Genomic DNA, 19,837 nt, shown 5'->3' on the forward strand with positions numbered 1-19,837 from the left:
CTCCAGCGTGCAGCCCGCGGCGCCCGGGCCCTCCCTTGAAGATCAAACCCCGGCCAAGCCAAACGTACGCACCCCGCCCCGGCAAAAAGAACCGCCGATGACGCACAGCGTGTGCGCATCCGAACGCAGACGGTCAGGCATCGTGACAGATACGTTCAGTGCCGCGTCTGTACCGCTTCGTACACTTTTTCCGTGACGCACACATTGTGCGACTCCTCATGCTCAGATGCCGCAATACTTCGCGTCTGTGTAACGGAGTCCACATCCGTGGGTGAGGCAGGTCCCTCCGTGAGGACCGCTTCACCCCGTTTTGTTGTGGGCGCTTCTCGGTCACCCCCTCATCGACGGCCCGCCGGGTCAAGGAGGCGCAGTGAGTCATGTGTACGCCGGCGATCCGTACAGCCGCGACGCGTTCGCGGTCCAACCGTCGCTCCCGGAGGGGTTGAGAACTCTCCGCGCGGGCGTCGCCAACGCCATCCGCGGCGACGGCCCGAAGCGGACGCGCAACCGGCCGCACCCCAACGAGTCGCCCAGCCGGCACCTGCCGCCGACCGGCAACTCGAAGACGGGCAGCCGGATCGCACCGGGACGCCCGCAGCCCCCGCAGCAGCCCGGGCCCGACCGCCGGGAGACCGGCAACGACCCGACGGTGGTCGTCCCGTCCCAGAGCACGGGGTCGCCCGAACCGCCCAAGTACCCCGCCCGCCCCGACCCCACCGACGCCGCCGCCGAGGTGTGGGCCCTGGTCGAGCGCGCGCAGGCCGGCGACTCGGCGGCGTTCGGGCTCATCTACGACCGGTACGTCGACACCGTCTTCCGCTTCGTCTACTTCCGCGTGGGCAACCGGCAGCTCGCCGAGGACCTGACCTCCGACACGTTCCTGCGCGCCCTCAAGCGCATCGGCAGCTTCACGTGGCAGGGCCGGGACCTGGGCGCCTGGCTGGTCACGATCGCCCGCAACCTGGTCGCCGACCACTTCAAGTCGGGCCGCTACCGGCTCGAGGTGACCACCGGTGACGTCCTGGACGCCGACCGCGAGGACCGTGGCCCCGAGGGCAGCCCCGAGGCGGCCGTCGTCGACCACATCACCAACGTGGCCCTGCTGACGGCGGTCAAGCAGCTCAACCCCGAGCAGCAGGAGTGCATCGTGCTGCGCTTCCTGCAGGGCTTCTCGGTCGCCGAAACCGCACAGACCATGGGCAAGAACGAGGGCGCCATCAAGGCACTGCAGTACCGGGCGGTCCGGGCCCTCGCCCGGCTGCTGCCCGAAGGGTTCCAGTGGTGACCCCGGGTTCCTCCTTGTCGATCTCTCCCCGCACGAGAAAGTCCGCTCCCCGGACGGGAACGTCGATCTCTCCCCGCACGAGAAAGTCCACTCCCCGGACGGGAACGTCGATCTTTCCCGGCCCGCGAGCACTGCTCGCACCCGTAACCGCGCCCCCGGCTCGTGCGTTTGTCCGGGTGCGACCCGAGGTGGACCAACGGTCCGCCGGATCCGTCGCGCCCGCCGGCAGCTACGCCGGCGTTTCAGTCACGAGCGAAGGGAGGTGCCCACGGTGAGACTCGACTTCTTCGATCGCCGGAGCGCCGAGCGCTTCGCGGAGCTTCTCGACACCACCGATGCCGGCCGCGGCCAGCACGCCCGCGGCCAGGCCGACGACCAGCTCGCCGAGCTGGTCGCCATCGCGCACAGCCTCTCCGCGGCGCCGCCCCGGGCCCAGGTGGACCCGGAGTTCCGGACGGGCCTGCGTGCCATGCTGGTCGCCGCGGCCGAGCGGGACGGGATCGGGGCCACGGCCCCCGCCTCGGACGAGGAGTCCGAGGCCGTCGCCCCCGTCCGGAAGCTGTTCGGCCGGACCGGCCGCCGCATCCGTGCCCGCGGGGTGATCGTCATCGGCGTCGCCGCCAGTGCGATGGCCGTCTCGGGAATCTCCGCCGCGAGCGAGAGTGCCGCACCGGGCGACGCCCTCTACGGCGTCAAGCGCTCCACCGAACGAGCCCAGCTGGCCATGGCCGGCTCGGACATCACCCGCGGGCAGCTGTCGCTGACGTTCGCCCGCAACCGGCTCACCGAGGCCGCCGCGATGCGCGGCGACGACGTGAAGTTCCGCGACGCCCTGGACGACATGGACGCCGACACCAAGCAGGGTGTCAAGCTGCTCACGTCCGCGGCGGTGACCCGCAAGGAGACGACCGGCCTGGAGTCGGTGGACTCCTTCGTGGAGAGCCAGCGCCGGCTGCTCGACCCGGCCGTGGACCGGCTGGGGCCCGTCAACCAGGAGCGGGCGCAGAAGTCGCTGACGCTGCTCGACGCCGTCGAGAAGCGCTCGAAGACCCTGCGGGAGCGGCTCGGCTGCACCCCGGTGCCGGCCGTCTCCGGCAGCGACGCGCTCGGGCCGAAGCTGGGCTCGTGCGAGACCTCGGGCAGCACCAGGTCCTCCGGTGGGACCGAGAAGCAGCAGGGCCGCCGGGACCAGGACGACCAGAAGTCCGCCACCGCCGACAAGGACTCGAAGACCACCAAGGACGACAGCGAGGACGAGCCCCGGCCGGGCAAGTCGTCGCCGCAGCCCGGCTCGTCGAGCAAGGCGGCCGGCACGTCCGGCGACGAGGGTGATCAGGGCGACGCCGACGCGGACGACATCACCGACATGAGCACGACGTCGCCGACGGACCCCGCCGACGAGGACGGCCCGGAGCCGGTCATCTCCGAGGACCCGGCGAACCCGCCGACCGATGCGGAGAAGGGCCTGCTGGGCGGACTGCTCGGCAACCTCTTCGGGAACAAGTAGCGAACCAGGCCAGACACATGGCGAGGGGCGGTGCCGGCACGAAGCCGGGGCCGCCCCTCACTGTCCATGGTGGCCAAGAAACGCCCCGGACGCAATGCTCTTTCGTCAGGGGCCGAACGGGTCCGGCCGCTTCTCCAGCAGCGTGTAGAGCGTCGCCTGGATCGTCTCGCGCACCTGATCGGCGAGGTTGTAGACGACCATCGGATCGTCCGCGTACTCGGTGAGGTGCGCGGTCGGGATGGGCTCGCAGAACTCGATCAGCCACTTGCTCGGCAACGGCACGAGCCCCAGCGGGCCCAGCAGCGGAAACGTCGGCGTGACCGGGAAGTACGGGATGCCGAGCAGCCGGGCGAGCGGCTTGAGGTCGGCCAGGATGGGATAGATCTCCTCGGCGCCGACGATGGCGACCGGCACGATGGGCGTACCCGTGCGCAAGGCGGCCGAGACAAACCCGCCGCGACCGAAACGCTGCAGTTTGTAGCGGTCGGCGTAGCGCTTGCCGATGCCCTTGAAGCCCTCGGGGAAGACGCCGACCAGCTCGCCCTCGCTCATCAGGCGCTCGGCGTCGGGGTTGCAAGCCACGGTCGCGCCGGCCTTGCGGGCCAGCTCGGAGAGGACGGGCACCCGGAACACCAGGTCGGCGCCGAGCAGCCGGAGCCAACGCGAGGCCGGATGGGTGTCGCGCAGCGCGGTCGTCAGCATCAGCGCGTCGAGCGCCAGGGTGCCCGAGTGGTTGCCCACGATCAGGCCGCCGCCGCTGTCCGGTACGTGCTCGATGCCGTACACCTCGGTGCGGAACCAGTCGCGGTAGAGCACCCGCAGCATGGGGTGGAAGACGGTCTCGCTGAGCTCGGGGTCGAAGCCGAACTCGTCCACCTCGTAGGCGCCCGCCAGCCGGCGCCGGAGGAAGGCCAGCCCGCGCGCCACCCGCTGGTCCCAGATGTCCACCGGATCGGGCTCGGGATCGGGCAGCGGAATCGGCCGCCTGCCGTTCATCTGCTTCGGCGCGGCGGGCTGCGGCAGCACGAAGTCGGCGTGACCCGGCAGCGCGGTGTGGAAGTCGTCCTGGGTCACGGCGCCACCGACCCGGCGGCCCGCAGCCGGCGAACCCCGTCCAGGATGGCGTTCTCCGCCGCGGCGAGCCGGTCGGCGGTCAGCGACGAGCCGTTCCGGTGCCCGGCGATGAACTCCTCGAAGGCGGCCGCGGTCGTGCGGGGCGTGAAGCCGAACTCCTTGACCAGCCGGGTCGTGTCGACCACCCGGCCGTGCACGAAGAGGTCGATCTGGTCCAGGCCGATCTGGCCGATGCCCACCACCCGGGCGAAGCCGCCCAGCGTCGAGAGCGTGCCCTCGGGCACGGCGACGGAGATGCGCCCCGCCCGGCGTACGGCCTGGGAGAGCGCGAGGACCCCCGCGCCGGCCACGTTGTACGTGCCGGGGTGGTCCTCGATCACCGACCGGTGCAGGACCTCGAGCGCGTCGTCGACGTGCACGAACTGCAGCCGGGCGTCGCGGCCGAAGACCGTCGGCACGACCGGCTGGGCGAAGTAGCGGGTGAGCGTCGTCTCGGCGGTCTCGCTGATCATCGGCGCGAAACGCAGCACGGTGGCCGCGACCTCGGGCCGGCGCCGGCGGAAGCCCCGGACGTAGCCCTCGATGTCGAGGATGTCGCGCGCGAACGAGCCCCGGGGCACCGCGCGGGGCTCGGTGTCCTCGGTGAAGACCGCGGGGTCGCGGAAGGAGGCGCCGTAGGCGGCCGTGGACGAACGCACGACGATCTTGCGCAGGCTCGGTGCGCCCTGCGCGGCGGCGAGCAGCTGCATCGTGCCGATGACGTTCTGCTCTTTCATCGCCGCCCGGCCACCGTGGTGCGGGTCGGGGGCGCCGGTGACGGACATGTGCACCAGGGCCTCGGCGCCGAGCTCGGCGACCACGCCGGTGGCGGCACGCGCGTCGGCCTGGATCAGCTCGACCTCCTCCAGCAGACTCGCGAGGGCCGGTGGAGCGTCGTGCGGATCCAGGCCGATGACACGCTCGACCCGTGGATCGGCCGCCAGCCGGGACGCCACGCGGGCGCCGAGATAGCGACTGACCCCGGTGACCACGACGATGCGCGGCGGGGCCGCGGCTTCAGAGGACACCACGGGTGCGCCCCTCACGTGCGGCGGAGACGGGAACGGCAAGCACGCGGGCCGGGCAGAGCGCCCGGCCGGGCGTCACTTGCCGAGACGGCGACGCTGGACGCGGGTCTTGCGCAGCAGCTTACGGTGCTTCTTCTTCGCCATACGCTTGCGGCGCTTCTTGACCACGGAGCCCATACGTCATGCCTCTCGAAACCATGTGGGGCCGGCCACGACGCACAGCAGCTCGCGCCGACCGGACTGACAGCGGTTGCCCGTCGACCGCGGCGGCAGCGAGCCGCACACAGGTATCACAGGGCGAACCGGTCCAGCGTAGCCGCCGCGCCGCGAAGGGACCAACACGACCCCCTAAGCGGTCTGCGAGAAGGCCCCCCGCAGGTACGTGTGCACGGCGTGCTCCGGCACCCGGAACGACCGGCCCACCCGGACCGCGCTGAGCTCACCGCCGTGCACGAGCCGGTAGACGGTCATCTTGGAGACCCGCATGAGCGACGCGACCTCGGCAACCGTGAGGAACCGCACCTCGGCGAGGCGCTCCTCGGTCTGCGTCTGGGCTGGACCTGTCATCTGTCCGCACCGATCCTTTCGCAGGCGCCCGCCGGGCTGATCTCGGCCGGGACGGGCGGGCGCGCGTGTCATCAGAACGGTAGCGAGGGACCTGTGATCAGGGCGCTACGTTCCGTGAAATCGGAGGGTAAAAGTCAAGCCGACACGCCCGGAATCGCCGTTCTTCGCCCATTCGGGGACTCAGGAACGAGAGGTGAGCGCCTTCCCGAAGAACGCGACGTTCGCCGGGCGCTCGGCGAGGCGGCGCATGAGATAGCCGTACCACTGCTCGCCGTAGGGCACGTACACCCGCACGGTGTGCCCCGCCCCCGCCAGCCGCGCCTGCTCCTCCGGGCGCACCCCGAAGAGCATCTGGAACTCGAACTCGTCGGCCTGCCGGTCGAACCACCGCGCCCGGTCCTCGGCGATCGCGATCAGCCGCGGGTCGTGCGTCGCGACCATGGGATAGCCGTCGCCGGACATGAGGATGTTGAGGCAGCGCACGTACGCCTTGTCGACGTCCAGCGCCGACTGGTAGGCAACCGACTCCGGCTCCGCGTAGGCCCCCTTGCACAGGCGCACCCGCGACCCGGCCGTCGCCAGCTCCCGGCAGTCGCCCTCGGTGCGCCGCAGATAGGCCTGGAGGACGGCGCCCGTACCCGGGAAGTCCTTGCGGAGCTCGGCCAGGATCTCCAGCGTCGAGTCGGTCAGCGTGTGATCCTCGGCGTCGAGCGTCACCGTCGTGCCCGCCTCGGCCGCCGCCGCGCAGATCGCGCGCGCGTGCTCGTACGCCATCCGCTCGTCGATCTTCTGCCCCACCGCGGAGAGCTTCAGGCTCACCTCGGCCGCCGGCGTGAGCCCGGCGCTCTTGAGCCGGCCGAGCAGCACGACATAGTGCTCCCGCGTCGCGACGGCCTGCTCCGCGGTCAGCGTGTCCTCGCCGAGATGGTCGAAGCTGATCGCCAGGCCGTCGTCCGCGAGCGCCCGCCCGGCGCGCAACGCGTCGTCGGCTCCCGCCCCCGCGACGAAGCGCTGGACGATCCCCTTGCTGACCGGGACGGAGGACACCAGCCGCTCCAGGCGGGACGACCCGGCGGCGGCGAGAAAGACGGATCGGAGCATGAGGCGAGCGTATCGCCCGGACCGGCGGGGGTCGCGTCAACCGCCGCCTCGCAGGCGTGTGCAGGGGGTCGGCGGGGGGCTACGGTTGTCGGGTGAACTTCGATGCGTACGCGCGCACGGCCGTCGAGTTGGTCAACGCCGGCCTCGCGGACCTCGAGCAGGCGAAGGGACTCTTCGGCGACGAGCTCGGCTGGATGGCCGCCGAGGTCACCGAGAAGGACCTGGCCGTCCTCCGCCGCGCCCAGCGCCGCCTGCGCGACGTCTTCGAACACGGCACCGGCGGCCGCGACAACGACGCGGTGGCCGAGCTCAACCTGCTGCTCGCCGCCTACCCCGTCCAGCCGCGCATCTCCGGCCACGACGCCTCCGACTGGCACATGCACGTCACCGGCCGGGGCGCCTCGGTCAGCGCCGAATACCTGGCCGGCGCGGTCTGGGGCCTCTCGGTCTGGCTCTGCGAGTACGGCAGCGCCCGCTTCGGCATCTGCGCCGACGACCGCTGCGGCAACGTCTACCTCGACACCTCGTCGAACAACTGCCGCCGCTTCTGCTCCGAGCGCTGCGCCACCCGCTCCCACGTGGCCGCCCACCGAGCCCGCAAGCGCGCCGCCACCCTCACCCCGGCCTGACCCCGCTCCCCACAAGTTATCCACAGCCTGCACCCCACGCGCGCGCTCTTTCCGCCACACTGTCCACGAGGCCGAGGCAGCGGGTTCGGCGGGGCGCGGTAAAGGGGGTCGCCCTGGGAGGGTCGGCTCGGGGTTCACCCCGAAGAGCGAATTTCCCAAGTACGCGCGGCCCGTCACCGCAACGCCCGGGGCTGGACTGGCTGCCGCCGCGCAGCTGCCGTCCCGGCCCGGTCACGCAGCCGCCGCCCGGGTCGGTCGTCACCCGTTCGGGCTCGACATTCGGACAAGCCCCCACCAGCCCGCACTGCCGCCGAGCCGGCCGAGCCGCTCAGACGCAGAGCCCGCGGAGACCGCGATCCTGTGCCGAGCCGACGACGTCGCTACGCCGGCGCGAAGTCTCCGGCACCGGCGCCATCGCCGACGAGTTGTCCGAGGCCGACGACCTGCTGCGCTTCGAGCTGGACGCGAACGGCTGTTCCCATGGGCCACGACTGCTCCCGGGCGCCACGGATGCTCTCAGCGGCCACGACTGCTCCGCGCGGTCCCGGCCCGGCGGCAGTGCGGGCGACCGGCGAGCGCCACAAGCGTCACGGCGCCAGCACGGGCGACCGGCAAGCGCCGCACGCGTCGCAGCGCCAGCACGGGCGACCGGCGAGCACCGCACGCGTCGCGGCCCCGCCCCGGCGGCAGTGCGAGCGACCAGCAAGCGCCCCACGCGTCGCAGCGGCAGTGCGAGCGACCGGCAAGCGCCACACGCGTCGCAGCGGCAGTGCAAGCGACCGGCAAGCCCCTGACGCGTCGACGCCGGCATGACCGATCCGCTCCGAGCGCCGCGCCCAGCCGATCAGCCGGCAGCACGCGCAGGCGGCCGGCGGGAATCCGAAAGCTCAGGCCCTCGTCGTCGCCAGGGTGTCGGTGCCGGCGGGGAAAGGCGAAAGGCTCAGGCCCTCGTCGTCGCCAGGGTGTCGGTGCCGGCGGGGAAAGGCGAAAGGCTCAGGCGCTCGTCGTCGCCGGGGTGTTGGTGCCGGCCGGCGTCAGGTGGCGGCGGGCGAACTCCAGGGACTCGCGCAGGTCCCGTTCGCGCACGTCCCGGCTGGTCACCTTGCGGGTGGACACCTCCAGCGCCACCGAGCCCGTGAAGCCCCGCCCCGCCAGCGACCGCAGCAGCTCGGCGCACGGCTGGTTGCCTCGCCCCGGCACCAGGTGCTCGTCGCGGCCCTCGCCGCTGCCGTCGCCGAGGTGGACGTGTTTGAGGCCGGCGCCCATCCGGTCGGCCAGCGCCAGCGCGTCGGTGCGGGCGGCGGAGCAGTGGGACAGGTCCAGCGTGTACGCGTCGAAGCCGGTCTCGGTCGGGTCCCAGCCCGGGACGTAGGGGACGAAGGTGCGCCCGGCCATCCGGACGGGGAACATGTTTTCGACCGCGAACGTGATGTCGGGGTGCTTGGCCTGCACCTTGGCGAGGCCGGGCACGAAATTCCTCGCGTAGTCGCGCTGCCACGTGAAGGGCGGGTGGACCACGACGGTCGGGGCGCCCAGCGACTCGGCGAGCTCGGCGGCCTTGGCCAGGCGCTCCCACGGGTCGGGGCTCCACACCCGCTGGGTGACGAGCAGGCAGGGGGCGTGCACCGACAGGACCGGCACGCCGTAGTGCTTGGACAACCCCTGCAGGGCGCCGGCGTCCTGGCTCACGGCGTCGGTCCACACCATGACTTCGACGCCGTCGTAGCCCACCGTGGCCGCCATTTCGAACGCGGCCGCGGTCGGCTCGGGGAAGACCGAGGAGCTGGACAGGAGTACCGGGACACTCGAGCTCACGCCTCAAGGGTAGTCCGGCCGCACACCGCCGCCAGTCGCGTCTGCCGCAGAAGCGAACGAACCGCCCGTATCCGCCGCCTCCGGACCGCGCCGGACGGGCCGGCGCCCACCGATGGGAACGCCCGCGCGACAACGCCGCGAACCGGCCCGCCGCCGGGTGACTTCGCGGGTACGCGCGTACGCTGTCGCAGGTGAGTCGCCGTACCCAGGTCCGCATCGTCATGGACGACGCGGCAGCCGCCCGTGCCCGCGAGGTCGAGCTCGACTTCCCCCGCGAGTGGATCGAGTTCACCGACCCGGCCGACGATCAGCATGTCGTCCGGGCCGACCTGACGTGGTTGCTGTCCCGCTGGACCTGCGTCTTCGGCTCGGCGTGCCACGGCATCATCGCCGGCCGGGCGCAGGAGGGCTGCTGCTCGCACGGGGCGTTCTTCACCGACGCCGACGACGAGAACCGGACGAAGGCCGCCGCGGCGAAGCTGACCCCGGAGAACTGGCAGCACTATCGCAAGGGCTTCAAGAACTACACGGAGCTGGACACGATCGACGGGTCGAAGCCGGCCCGGCGGACGGCCACCCAGGCGGGTGACGGGCCGTGCGTGTTCCTCAACGACGCCGACTTCGCCGGGGGCGGGGGCTGCGCCCTGCACGCCCAGGCGCTGCGCGACGGCGTGCACCCGCTGACCTACAAGCCGGACGTGTGCTGGCAGCTGCCCGTGCGCCGCGAGCAGGACTGGACGAAGCGGCCGGACGGCACGAAGTACCTGCTCTCCACGCTGACCGAGTTCGATCGGCGCGGCTGGGGCCCGGGCGGGCACGACCTCGACTGGTGGTGCACCTCGTCGCCGGACGCGCACGTGGGCACCGAGCCGATGTACAAGTCGTACGGTCCGGAGCTGACGGCCCTGATCGGCCAGGACGCCTACGACGAGCTGGCCCGCCTGTGCGACAAGCGGCTCGCGCTCGGGGTCGTCGCCGTGCACCCGGCGACGGCCGCGGCGCTCCCCCCGCAGAAGCAGGGCGGCCGGGAGCCGGCCACCCCGCCCCAGGCGGATCAGGGCTCGAACTTGTAGCCCAGGCCGCGCACGGTCACGATGTAGCGCGGCGCCGACGGCTCCGGCTCGACCTTCGAGCGCAGCCGCTTGACGTGCACGTCGAGCGTCTTGGTGTCGCCGACGTAATCGGCGCCCCAGACCCGGTCGATGAGCTGGCCGCGGGTGAGCACCCGGCCGGCGTTGCGCAGCAGCAGCTCGAGCAGCTCGAACTCCTTGAGCGGCAGCTGCACGCTGCTGCCGTCGACCGTGACGACGTGGCGCTCGACGTCCATGCGGACCGGGCCGGCCGCCAGGGTGGGCGTGGTGACCTCGGGGGCCTCCGCGCCCTGGCGGCGCAGCACGGCCCGGATCCGCGCGACGAGCTCGCGCGGCGAGTAGGGCTTGGTGACGTAGTCGTCGGCGCCGATCTCGAGGCCGACGACCTTGTCGATCTCACTGTCCCGGGCCGTCACCATGATGATGGGCACGGCCGAGCGCTGCCGCAGCTGCCGGCACACCTCGGTGCCGGACATCTCGGGCAGCATGAGGTCGAGCAGGACGATGTCGGCACCGGTCCGGTCGAACTGGGTCAGCGCCGAGGTGCCGGTCGCTGCGACCGAGACCTCGAAGCCCTCCTTGCGGAGCATGTACGACAGGGCGTCGGAGAACGACTCCTCATCCTCGACCACGAGCACGCGAGCCAATGGAGGTTCCTTTCCTGGTCCGCCGGCCGTCAGGCCGAGGGAAGTCCGGCCGCGCCGGACTCGATCTCAATCGCGGCCGGTAACGGCAGCGGGGTTTCCGGGGGTCGCGCCGGTAGGCGCAAGGTGAACGTCGAACCACCGCCGAGCTTGCTGGACACCTCGACCCGGCCGCCGTGGTTGGTGGCGATGTGCTTGACGATGGCGAGGCCGAGGCCGGTGCCGCCGGTGGAGCGGGACCGCGCCTGGTCGGCCCGGTAGAACCGCTCGAAGATGCGGTCGACGTCGTGCGGGGCGATGCCGATGCCCTGGTCGGTGACGTCGATCTCGATGAAGTCGTCGTCCTGGCGCATGGTCAGGTCGACCCGCGTGTCCTCGCCCGAGTACGCGATGGCGTTCTCCACGAGGTTGGTCACCGCGGTGGCGATCTGGCTGTCGCTGCCGTACACCGTCGCGCCCTTGGGCCCGGTGTAGGCGACCTCGATGTTCTTCGCCGAGGACGTGGTGCGGGTGCGGTCGATGACCTCGGCGATGACCCAGTCGAGGGCGACCGGCTCGGGGGTGGGCAGCGGCTCGGCGCCCTGCAGGCGGGTCAGCTCGAGCAGCTCGTTGACGAGCCGGCCCATCCGGGCGGACTCGTGGTGGATGCGCTCGGCGAAGCGCCGGGCGGCGATCAGGTCCTCGGACTGCTCCCCGAGCTCGGCGGTCGGCAGCTCGGTGGCGTCAAGCAGCGCCTCGGCCAGCAGTTGCAGGGCGCCGATGGGGGTCTTGAGCTCGTGGCTCACGTTGGCCACGAAGTCGCGCCGCACCCGGGCGAGGCGGTGCGACTCGGTCACGTCGGCCGCCTCGACGGCCACGTGCGTCGAGTTGAGCGCCACGGCCCGCAGATGCAGGCCGAGCGGGGCACTGGCGGTGCCGGCGCGGCCGCGTGGGAGGTCCAGCTCGACTTCCCGGCGTACGCCGGTGCGCCGCACCTGGCCCGCGAGCGTCCGCAGGATGGGGTGCGCCGCGATGGTCCCGGGCGCCCCGCCGGAGCGCAGCAGGCCCATCGCCCGGGCAGCCGGGTTGACCAGGACGGGCTCGTCGTCGCCGTCGAGGACGACCACGCCGACCCGCAGTGAGTCCAGGCTCTTGCGGCCCAGGCCCTTGAGCCCGGACTTGCCCGGCCCCTCGTCCGTGTCGATCTTGCGACCCCCCTCGCTCGGTCCGGCCGGGGAGAGACCGGACGAGATGCCAGCTCCGGACGGCCGGCGACGGGACACCACGAACCCCGCCACCACGCCGACGGCGAGGCCGAGGAGGAGGAGAAGGATGCCGGTCACCGTGTCCACGCAGCGATCGTAGGGTCATTGTTTACCTGGACCCTAAGGATAAACGGACAAAACCGGCGCGCTTCGAGCAATGTTCATCACTCGGTCCGGCGTCGTTCACCGGCGTTCACGCCGTCGCCCGCCGGGCACTCCTACCGTAGCCCTGGCAAGCTTGCTCATCACGGCTGCCGGCGCCCGGCGCGGCGGCCTTAATCTTCCCGGGACGTGAACATGCGAGAGGGATTCCAGGCGGACCTCGACGAGGTCAGCCGCCTGTTGGTGACCATGGCGGAGGCCGTCCGTGCCGCGCTGCGCAAGGCGACGACCGCCCTGCTGACCGCCGACCGGGAGGCCGCCGAGGCGGTCCTGGCCCGTGACGCCGAGGTGGACGAGATCTACACGCAGGTGGAAGCGAAGGTGGCCGACACCATCGCCCGCCAGGCGCCGGTGGCCTCCGACCTGCGGATGGTCATCACCGCCCTGCACATCTCCGCCGACATCGAGCGGATGGGCGACCTGGCCGAGCACGTCGCCAAGACGGCACTGCGCCGGCACCCGTCGCCGGCCGTGCCGGCCGAGCTGCGCCCGGTCTTCCAGCAGATGGCCGAGGTCGCCGACCGCATGGCCGACAAGATGATCACCGTCCTCGCCAACCCCAGCGCCGAGCTCGCGGCGGAGCTGGAGAAGGACGACGACGCCATGGACGACCTCGAGCGTGACCTCTTCAAGATCATGCTCGCGGACGACTGGCCCTACGGCGCCGAGACCGCCATCGACGGCGCGCTGCTCGGCCGCTTCTACGAGCGCTACGCCGACCACGCGGTCAACTCCGGCGAGCAGATGATCTACCTGATCACCGGCACGCCGGTCGACCTGCAGGACTGACCTTCCCCCATCTGGAGGGGTGAGAAAAAGGCCGGGACGCCCGCGTGGGCGTCCCGGCCTTCTCGCATGAGCCGGCCGGGTCAGCGACCCTGGTTGGCGACCGCGGCGGCCGCTTCCTTGGCGGTCTCCGGGTCCAGGTACGCGCCGCCGGCGGTGACCGGGCGCAGGTCGTCGTCGAGGTCGTAGCGCAGCGGGATGCCCGTGGGCACGTTGAGCTTGGCGATCGCCTCGTCGGAGATCTGGTCGAGGTGCTTGATGATGGCGCGCAGCGAGTTGCCGTGGGCCGCCACGAGGACCGTCTTGCCGGCGCGCAGGTCCGGGACGATCTGGTCGTACCAGTAGGGCAGCGCGCGCAGCAGCACGTCCTTGAGGCACTCGGAGCGGGGCTTCAGCTCCGGCGGCAGGGCGGCGTAGCGCGCGTCGGTGAACTGCGAGTATTCGTCGTTGTCGGCGATGGGCGGCGGCGGCACGTCGTAGGACCGGCGCCAGAGCATGAACTGCTCCTCGCCGAACTCCTCGAGCGTCTGCTTCTTGTCCTTGCCCTGCAGGGCGCCGTAGTGGCGCTCGTTGAGGCGCCAGTGCCGCTTGACCGGGATCCAGTGCCGGTCGGCGGTGTGCAGGGCGATCTCGCTGGTGCGGATCGCGCGGCGCAGCACGCTGGTGTGCACGACGTCGGGCAGCAGCCCGTGCTCCTTCAGCAGCTCACCGCCGCGCCGGGCCTCGGCCTCCCCCTTGGCGTTGAGGTCGACGTCGACCCAGCCGGTGAAGAGGTTCTTGGCGTTCCACTCGCTCTCGCCGTGGCGCAGCAGCACAAGGGTCCCAGTCATGACCTCATCTTCTCGCAGCCCGCGCCGCGCCGCGCCGCGACCCCGAAGTGGCGACCACCACGTGGAAACCCGGTTGCCGCGTCCCCTAGGTTGTAAGTGCGGGAAACATTGTCGGTGCTTACATGGGGGAACAACGGCGTGCGCGGATGGTTGCGGGAGGCCGCGGGCGGGCTGCCCCGGCAGTTCTGGTTCCTCTGGGCCGGCACGCTGATCAACAGGCTGGGTTCGTTCGTCCTGATTTATCTCGCCATCTATCTGACCCAGGACGTCGGGCTGAGCACGAGCAAGGCGGGCCTGGTCATCGGCGCGTGGGGCGTCGGCGGCGGGCTCGGCACGCTGACCGGCGGGGTGCTCTGCGACCGCTGGGGGCGCCGCCCGACCATGCTGACCGCCCAGTTCGGCGCGGCGGCGCTGATGCTCACGCTGGGCTTCGCGCACGGCTTCTGGCAGCTGCTGGTCTGCACGCTGCTGCTGGGCATGTTCGCCGAGGGGGTCCGCCCGGCCTTCCAGGCGATGATGATCGACGTGGTGCCCGACCGCGACCGGATCCGGGCGTTCTCGCTGAACTACTGGGCGGTCAACCTGGGGTTCGCCGCCTCGGCCGTGCTCGCGGGGGTCGCCGCGCAAGCCGACTATCTGCTGCTCTTCCTGGTCGACGCGGGCACGACGCTGGTCACCGCGACCGTGACGCTGATCTTCCTGCGCGAGACCCGGCCGGCCCGGCGGGCAGCGGCCCGCCGCAGCAAGGGCCCCGGCCTGGGCACGGTGTTCCGCGACCGCGTGTTCGTCAGCTTCCTGGCGCTGAACTTCCTGATCGTGCTCGTCGTGATGCAGCACCAGACCACGCTGCCGATCGCGATGGCCGAGGACGGCCTCAGCGCGGCGACGTTCGGCTGGGTGATCGCCGTCAACGGGCTGATGATCGTGGCGGGGCAGCTGTTCATCCCGAAGCTCATCGAGGGCTACCACCGGTCCCGCGTGCTGGCGCTGGCGACGCTGATCCTCGGGCTCGGTTTCGGGCTCAACGTCTTCGCCGGCGGCTCGGTGGGCTTCTACGTCTTCACGGTGGTGGTGTGGACCTTCGGCGAGATGCTGCAGAGCCCGTCCAACTCGGCCCTCGTCGCGGAGCTCTCGCCCTCGCTGCTGCGCGGCCGCTACCAGGGCGTCAACTCGCTCTCATGGTCGGCGGGCGGCGCTCTCGCCCCGGTCGTCGGCGGCTTCGTCCAGGAGCACGCGGGCAGCACGGTGCTCTGGCTGTCGTGTGCGGTGCTGGGCGTGATCGTGGCGGTCGGTCAGCTGGTGTCCGGGCCGGCCCGGGAGCGCCGCGCCGCGGAGCTGCGCGTGTCGCAAACGGTCACCAAGGCGCCGACCGCGACCGAGATACGGCACGAAGAGGACGTCACGCCGCCGACAGCTCCGCGGCGGCCAGCGCGCTGAGGTCGATGTTCGGCAGCAGGCGCCCCTGCGCCTCGGTGCCGATCTTCACCAGCGGACCGCGCTGCAGCAGCGACCCGGGGTCGCCGTTGTCCTCGCGCTCGCTCTCCTCCCAGACCGAGTCCTCGATCGCGTGCAGGGCGGGCACGACGAAGCCGAGCAGCTCACCGCTGGGTGCGTCGATCAGCAGCACCCGCGCGGTCGCGGGGTCCGGGGTGTCGTGGACGCCGAGCAGGACCGACAGCGAGAGCAGCGGCACGGACAGCTGGCGGTGGGTGAAGATGCCGAGCAGCGCACCACCGCTGTCCAGGCCGATCGCGTGCTGCGGGTACGGCAGGATCTCGGTGATCTGCGCCAGCGGCGTCGCCGCCTCCATGCCCACGCTGTAGGTCAGGAACTTGCGCACGCTGGGCACCACGCGGCGCCCCTCCGGGCCGGTGGTCTTCTCCTTGGCGCCGGCCGGCGCCTGAGCCGGCTGCGGCACGGACCCCGCCAGCGGTACGCCCAGACTGCCGAGCGCGTCCAGCTCGGCGTCCGCCCGCAACGCCTCGCCGTCGAGCAGGAGATGCTGGTCGCCGTCCTCGGTGCGCAGCACGCCGGTGAGGAACCCGTCCTTGCGCATGCCGACCGGGGGCAGGGGCAACACCTCCCCCACCGGTACGGACGTGATGTCCGCGATGTCCGAAACGGTCAGCACCACGAGCCCCCGGGGCACGGCGATGACCAGCCCGCGCAGGTTCCCGTCGTCCGGCACCGAGCCGAGCCCGAGCAGCTGCAACGGGTCGACGGCCGGCACCGCCTTGTCGTGCAGGTGCACCACGCCCCGGCAGGTGACCCCGTCCAGCGGCGACGAGTGGAGCGTGAGCTGCGGGATCACCGAGTACACGTGGCCGACGTCGATGCACAGGCCGATCGGGCCGCAGCGCAGCAGCAGGACCGTACGGCGGGAATTGTCCCTGCCCTCCACCCCGGCGATCGCGGTACGGCTGACGGTGTCGCGCACGACCGGTACGCCCGGCAGCTCGGTGATCGCGTGCGCGTCGAGCAGCGACACCACCTCGCCGTCCTCGGGCCGCTCGAACGTGTGGGAGAACAGTGCCGGCCGGTCGCCGGCGACCGTGGTCTGCTGCAGCGCCTCCTGCGGGATCTTCGCCACGCCCTCGATCTCCTCGGCCAGCAGCCCGAACATCTGCTCGCCGCGGCCCAGGCCCACGATCACGATGACCTTGCCGTACCGGTCGTCCTCGTTGGCGTAGCCCGCGAGCCGGCACAGGTCCAGGACCGGGATGACGATGTGGCGCAGGTTGACCGCGCCGAGCAGCCCGTCGGCCGTGGTCGGCAGCTTGCTGAAGCTCGGCGGCCGCATGATGACCTCGCGCAGCTCGTCGAGCGGCAGTGCCACCCGCACGTGCCCGGTGTGAAAGACCCCGTAGAGGGCTTCGGTACTCACTTGGCGCTGCCGCCCTCCGGCGCCATGGCGGCGTCGGTGCCGATGAGGTCGTTGATGAGCTGGTTGACCGAGCGCGACGCGGTCTGCTGCAACTGGGTCGAGTCGGCGATGCGTTTGATCGACTCGCTGGTCGACGCGACGCTCTTGAGGATCTGCCCGAAGGCGCTCTGTGCCCGGTGGGAGACCGTCGAACCCTGGCCGACCCGCTGGGCCGACTCGTGGATCAGCTTGGTGATCTCGCGGGCGGCCTCGCTGGAGCGCTCGGCCAGCTTGCGCACCTCGCCGGCCACGACCGAGAAGCCGACGCCGTGCTCCCCGGCCCGCGCCGCCTCGATGGAGGCGTTGAAGGCGAGCAGGTTGGTCTGGCTGGCGATCTCGCCGATGACGTTGACGATGGCCGCGATCTGGTCCGAGGACTTCTCGATCAGGTCGATCGCCTCGATCGACTTGCGCAGCTCCTCGTACCCCTCCTGGGCGTTCTGCTGCGTCTCGCCGGCCAGCGTGCTGGCCTGCTGGGCGCTCACCACGATCTCGTCGATGGAGCCGGTCAGCGCGTTGATCGAGTCGTTCATCTCCCGGGTCTTCCTGGAGAGCAACTGCTCCAGCTGGACCTGGTCGGTGATGTCGTGGGCGTACTTGACCACCTTGAACGGCCGGCCCTGCATGTCGAAGATCGGGTTGTACGTGGCCTGGATCCACACGTCCCGCCCGAACTTGCCGATCCGGTGGAACCGGCCGGTGAGGTACTCACCCTTGCGCAGCCGCAGCCAGAAGTCGCGGTACTCCGCGGAGGTCACGTAGTCACCGGTGCAGAGCATGCTGTGGTGCTGCCCGACCAGCTCGCGGGCGGAGTAGCCGACCGTGCGCTGGAAGTTCTCGTTCGCCGAGAGGATGGTGCCCTCGAGGTCGAACTCGATCACGGCCTGCGCCCGGTTGATGGCCTGGTCCTTGCCCTCGTACTCGGCGTTGCGCAGCTTGGCGGCGGTGATGTCGGAGGCGTACTTCACGACCTTGTACGGCCGCCCGTCCAGGTCGAGGATCGGGTTGTAGGTGGCCTGGAGGTAGATCTCCTTGCCGCCCTTGGCGACCCGCTTGTACTCGCCGGAGTCGAACTCGCCGCGCGCCAGCTTCTCCCAGAAGGCCAGGTACTCGGTGCTGGCCCCCTCCTCCTTGGTGACGAACATGCGGTGGTGCTGGCCCTTGACCTCCTCCAGCGGGTATCCCACGGTGTCGAGGAAGTTGCGGTTGGCATGGAGCACGCGGCCCTGCAGGTCGAACTCCACGACCGCCTGCGCCCGCCCGATCGCCTGGACCTTGCCCTCGTACTCGGCGTTGCGCAGCTTGCCCTCGGTGACGTCGGTGGCGTACTTGACGATCTTGAAGGGGCGGCCCTCCATGTCGAAGATCGGGTTGTAGGAGGCGAGCAGCCACACCTCCTTGCCGCCCTTGCCGATCCGCTTGTACTCGCCGGACTCGTACTCGCCGCGGCCCAGGCGCTCCCAGAAACGGGCGTACTCCGGGCTGCGGGCCGCCTCGGCCTCCATGAAGACGCGGTGGTGCTGGCCGCGTACCTCGTCGAGCTTGTACCCCATGACCTCGAGGAAGTTCTCGTTGGCGTCGAGGATGCGGCCGTCGAGGTCGAACTCGACGACAGCCTGCGCCCGGTTCATCGCGGCGACCTTGCCGACGTACTCGGCGCTGCGGGTCTTCGCCTCGGTGATGTCGGAGGCGTACTTGACGATCTTGTACGGCCGCCCGTCCAGGTCGAAGATCGGGTTGTACGTGGCCTGCAGCCAGACCTCCCGGCCGCCCTTCGCGACGCGCTTGTACTCGCCGGACTCGTACTCGCCCCGGGACAGCGCCTGCCAGAAGTTGCGGTACTGGGCGCCGCGTGCCTCGTTCTCCTCCACGAACAACCGGTGGTGCTGACCGACGACCTCGTCGAGGGTGTAGCCCATCGTGTTGAGGAAGTTCTGATTGGCGCTGAGGATCAGGCCCGACAGGTCGAACTCGATGACCGCCTGCGACCGGCCGATGGCGTTGACCTTGCCCTCGTACTCGGCGTTGCGCAGCTTGGTCTCGGTGACGTCCATCGCGTACTTGACGATCTTGTACGGCCGGCCGTCCAGGTTGAAGATCGGGTTGTACGTGGCCCGGATCCACACCTCGCGCCCGCCCCGGCCGATCCGCTTGAACTCGCCGGTCTCCGACTCGCCGAGGCGCAGCCGCTCCCAGAACTGGGCGTACTCCTGGCTGTCGGCGTAGCGCTCCTCGCACAGGATCCGGTGGTGCTGGCCGACCAGGTCGCCGAGGCCGTAGCCCATCAGCTCCAGGAAGTTTTCGTTGGCCGAGAGGATGGTGCCCTCGAGGTCGAACTCGATCACGGCCTGCGAGCGGTCGATGGCCGCGTACTTGCCCTTGAGCTCGGTGACCTGCCGCCGGTCCTCGGTGATGTTGTAGCCGGTGACCAGGACGACATAGCCCTCGGCCGCGTCGGTCGGCACCGGCCCGCAGTTGAGCCGCAGCCACTTGTGCCGGTCGGCGCTGTCGATGATCTCGACGACCTGCTCCAGGTACTCGCCGCCGCGGGCCGCGTCGAGCAGCCGGTCGATCGCCGCGGCAGAGGTGTTCCAGATCTCACTCAGCCGCTTGCCGATCACGTCGGCCTTGTCCCGGCCGATCAGGTCGAAGAAGCGCTCGTTCGCCGAGAGCACATTCCCCGTACGGGCATTGACCGTCGCGAGGATGCGCTCGTGCAGCAGCAACTCCAGCGAGGCCCGGGCAAGCGCGGGTTCCATCTCGAACGAACTGGCGGCGGGCTGGGCCATGCGGACTCCTGTGCTGTCGTTCCGGCCTTCAACACCCCGATCGGTCGCCCCGGTCGCCTCCTGAGCTGAACTTGAGGTTCGCCCGGAATTGGCCTTCCGGGCGAGTTCACCCTCATCCGTGAGGCCGAAGTTGCCGCCTGTGACGGTTCAGACAGATGGCAGACAGGCAAGTGGCTTGTGGGGCTTGACTACCCCAACTAGCGTGGTCGATGGACGCCGAGCCGTCAGTTCGGGGAACGGGTGGGCCCCCTTCGAGGGGCCGCCGCGGCCCGGTGTCCGGGGACGGGTGGCATCAGCCGTTGGGGGACGGCGCGACCCGAGAC

Annotated in this window: 17 protein-coding genes; 6 read left to right on the forward strand and 11 right to left on the reverse strand. The window is 71.0% G+C overall.

Annotation, left to right across the window (positions count from 1 at the left end):
- Positions 1–370: 370 nt before the first annotated feature.
- Positions 371–1,285 carry an ECF subfamily RNA polymerase sigma factor, BldN family gene (locus tag RBH18_RS35705; protein WP_372339038.1) on the forward strand — a complete coding sequence of 305 codons (915 nt, stop codon included), beginning with the start codon at positions 371–373 and terminating at the stop codon, positions 1,283–1,285.
- Between the two features lie 271 nt (positions 1,286–1,556).
- Entirely contained in the window at positions 1,557–2,792 is a 1,236-nt protein-coding gene (locus tag RBH18_RS35710; RefSeq protein WP_306214913.1) for a DUF5667 domain-containing protein, read from the forward strand.
- Positions 2,793–2,897: 105 nt separating this feature from the next.
- Here the strand turns inward: RBH18_RS35710 and RBH18_RS35715 are convergent, their stop codons facing one another.
- The 5 genes from RBH18_RS35715 to RBH18_RS35735 all read right to left on the reverse strand — a co-directional run bounded on the left by RBH18_RS35715 (position 2,898) and on the right by RBH18_RS35735 (position 6,601).
- A complete protein-coding gene (locus RBH18_RS35715; RefSeq protein WP_306214914.1) occupies positions 2,898–3,866 on the reverse strand; it encodes a lysophospholipid acyltransferase family protein in 969 nt (322 codons plus the stop codon).
- The gene (locus RBH18_RS35720; RefSeq protein ID WP_306214915.1) at positions 3,863–4,936 is read right to left on the reverse strand and encodes an NAD-dependent epimerase/dehydratase family protein; all 1,074 of its coding nucleotides are present in this window, start codon (positions 4,934–4,936) and stop codon (positions 3,863–3,865) included. Before RBH18_RS35720 ends, RBH18_RS35715 begins: the two co-directional genes overlap by 4 nt.
- 72 nt (positions 4,937–5,008) lie before the next feature.
- Positions 5,009–5,110: a 30S ribosomal protein bS22 gene (locus RBH18_RS35725; protein ID WP_007465623.1), complete on the reverse strand. Its 102-nt coding sequence runs from the start codon at positions 5,108–5,110 to the stop codon at positions 5,009–5,011.
- 171 nt (positions 5,111–5,281) lie between these two features.
- Positions 5,282–5,500, reverse strand: a complete 219-nt coding sequence (locus RBH18_RS35730) for a helix-turn-helix domain-containing protein (protein WP_305784913.1) — start codon at positions 5,498–5,500, stop codon at positions 5,282–5,284.
- 180 nt (positions 5,501–5,680) lie between these two features.
- A complete protein-coding gene (locus RBH18_RS35735; RefSeq protein WP_306214918.1) occupies positions 5,681–6,601 on the reverse strand; it encodes a proline dehydrogenase family protein in 921 nt (306 codons plus the stop codon).
- Between the two features lie 92 nt (positions 6,602–6,693).
- Between RBH18_RS35735 and RBH18_RS35740 the strand changes: the two genes are divergently transcribed.
- Positions 6,694–7,230: a CGNR zinc finger domain-containing protein gene (locus tag RBH18_RS35740; RefSeq protein WP_306214919.1), complete on the forward strand. Its 537-nt coding sequence runs from the start codon at positions 6,694–6,696 to the stop codon at positions 7,228–7,230.
- Positions 7,231–8,223: 993 nt separating this feature from the next.
- On the opposite strand, the gene RBH18_RS35745 is transcribed toward RBH18_RS35740, so the two are convergent.
- The gene (locus tag RBH18_RS35745; RefSeq protein ID WP_306214920.1) at positions 8,224–9,045 is read right to left on the reverse strand and encodes a sugar phosphate isomerase/epimerase family protein; all 822 of its coding nucleotides are present in this window, start codon (positions 9,043–9,045) and stop codon (positions 8,224–8,226) included.
- Positions 9,046–9,266: 221 nt separating this feature from the next.
- Here RBH18_RS35745 and RBH18_RS35750 point away from each other — a divergent pair, with 221 nt between their 5' ends.
- The gene (locus RBH18_RS35750) at positions 9,267–10,118 is read left to right on the forward strand and encodes a hypothetical protein (RefSeq protein ID WP_372339039.1); all 852 of its coding nucleotides are present in this window, start codon (positions 9,267–9,269) and stop codon (positions 10,116–10,118) included.
- Here the strand turns inward: RBH18_RS35750 and RBH18_RS35755 are convergent.
- Positions 10,100–10,783 (reverse strand): response regulator transcription factor, encoded by a 684-nt coding sequence (locus tag RBH18_RS35755; protein ID WP_306214922.1) that lies wholly within the window; start codon positions 10,781–10,783, stop codon positions 10,100–10,102. The two genes, RBH18_RS35750 and RBH18_RS35755, sit on opposite strands and share 19 nt — an antisense overlap.
- Positions 10,784–10,812: 29 nt before the next feature.
- Complete coding sequence (locus RBH18_RS35760; RefSeq protein WP_306214929.1) at positions 10,813–12,102, reverse strand: sensor histidine kinase; 1,290 nt, start codon at positions 12,100–12,102, stop codon at positions 10,813–10,815.
- 219 nt (positions 12,103–12,321) lie between these two features.
- Between RBH18_RS35760 and phoU the strand changes: the two genes are divergently transcribed.
- On the forward strand, positions 12,322–12,975 hold the full coding sequence (gene phoU / locus RBH18_RS35765) for a phosphate signaling complex protein PhoU (protein WP_306214923.1): 654 nt from the start codon (positions 12,322–12,324) through the stop codon (positions 12,973–12,975).
- Positions 12,976–13,055: 80 nt separating this feature from the next.
- Here phoU and RBH18_RS35770 read toward each other — a convergent pair whose 3' ends face one another.
- Positions 13,056–13,802: a phosphoglyceromutase gene (locus RBH18_RS35770; protein ID WP_306214924.1), complete on the reverse strand. Its 747-nt coding sequence runs from the start codon at positions 13,800–13,802 to the stop codon at positions 13,056–13,058.
- Positions 13,803–13,940: 138 nt separating this feature from the next.
- Here RBH18_RS35770 and RBH18_RS35775 point away from each other — a divergent pair, with 138 nt between their 5' ends.
- Complete coding sequence (locus tag RBH18_RS35775) at positions 13,941–15,239, forward strand: MDR family MFS transporter (RefSeq protein ID WP_306214930.1); 1,299 nt, start codon at positions 13,941–13,943, stop codon at positions 15,237–15,239.
- Here RBH18_RS35775 and RBH18_RS35780 read toward each other — a convergent pair.
- Both RBH18_RS35780 and RBH18_RS35785 read right to left on the reverse strand, forming a co-directional pair.
- Positions 15,202–16,686 carry a chemotaxis protein CheW gene (locus RBH18_RS35780; RefSeq protein WP_306214925.1) on the reverse strand — a complete coding sequence of 495 codons (1,485 nt, stop codon included), beginning with the start codon at positions 16,684–16,686 and terminating at the stop codon, positions 15,202–15,204. The genes RBH18_RS35775 and RBH18_RS35780 overlap by 38 nt on opposite strands.
- A complete protein-coding gene (locus RBH18_RS35785) occupies positions 16,683–19,514 on the reverse strand; it encodes a PAS domain S-box protein (RefSeq protein WP_306214926.1) in 2,832 nt (943 codons plus the stop codon). Before RBH18_RS35785 ends, RBH18_RS35780 begins: the two co-directional genes overlap by 4 nt.
- Between the last annotated feature and the right edge of the window lie 323 nt (positions 19,515–19,837).

Origin of the sequence: Actinoplanes oryzae (assembly GCF_030757795.1) — a bacterium.
In the GTDB taxonomy this organism is placed as follows: Bacteria; Actinomycetota; Actinomycetes; order Mycobacteriales; family Micromonosporaceae; genus Actinoplanes.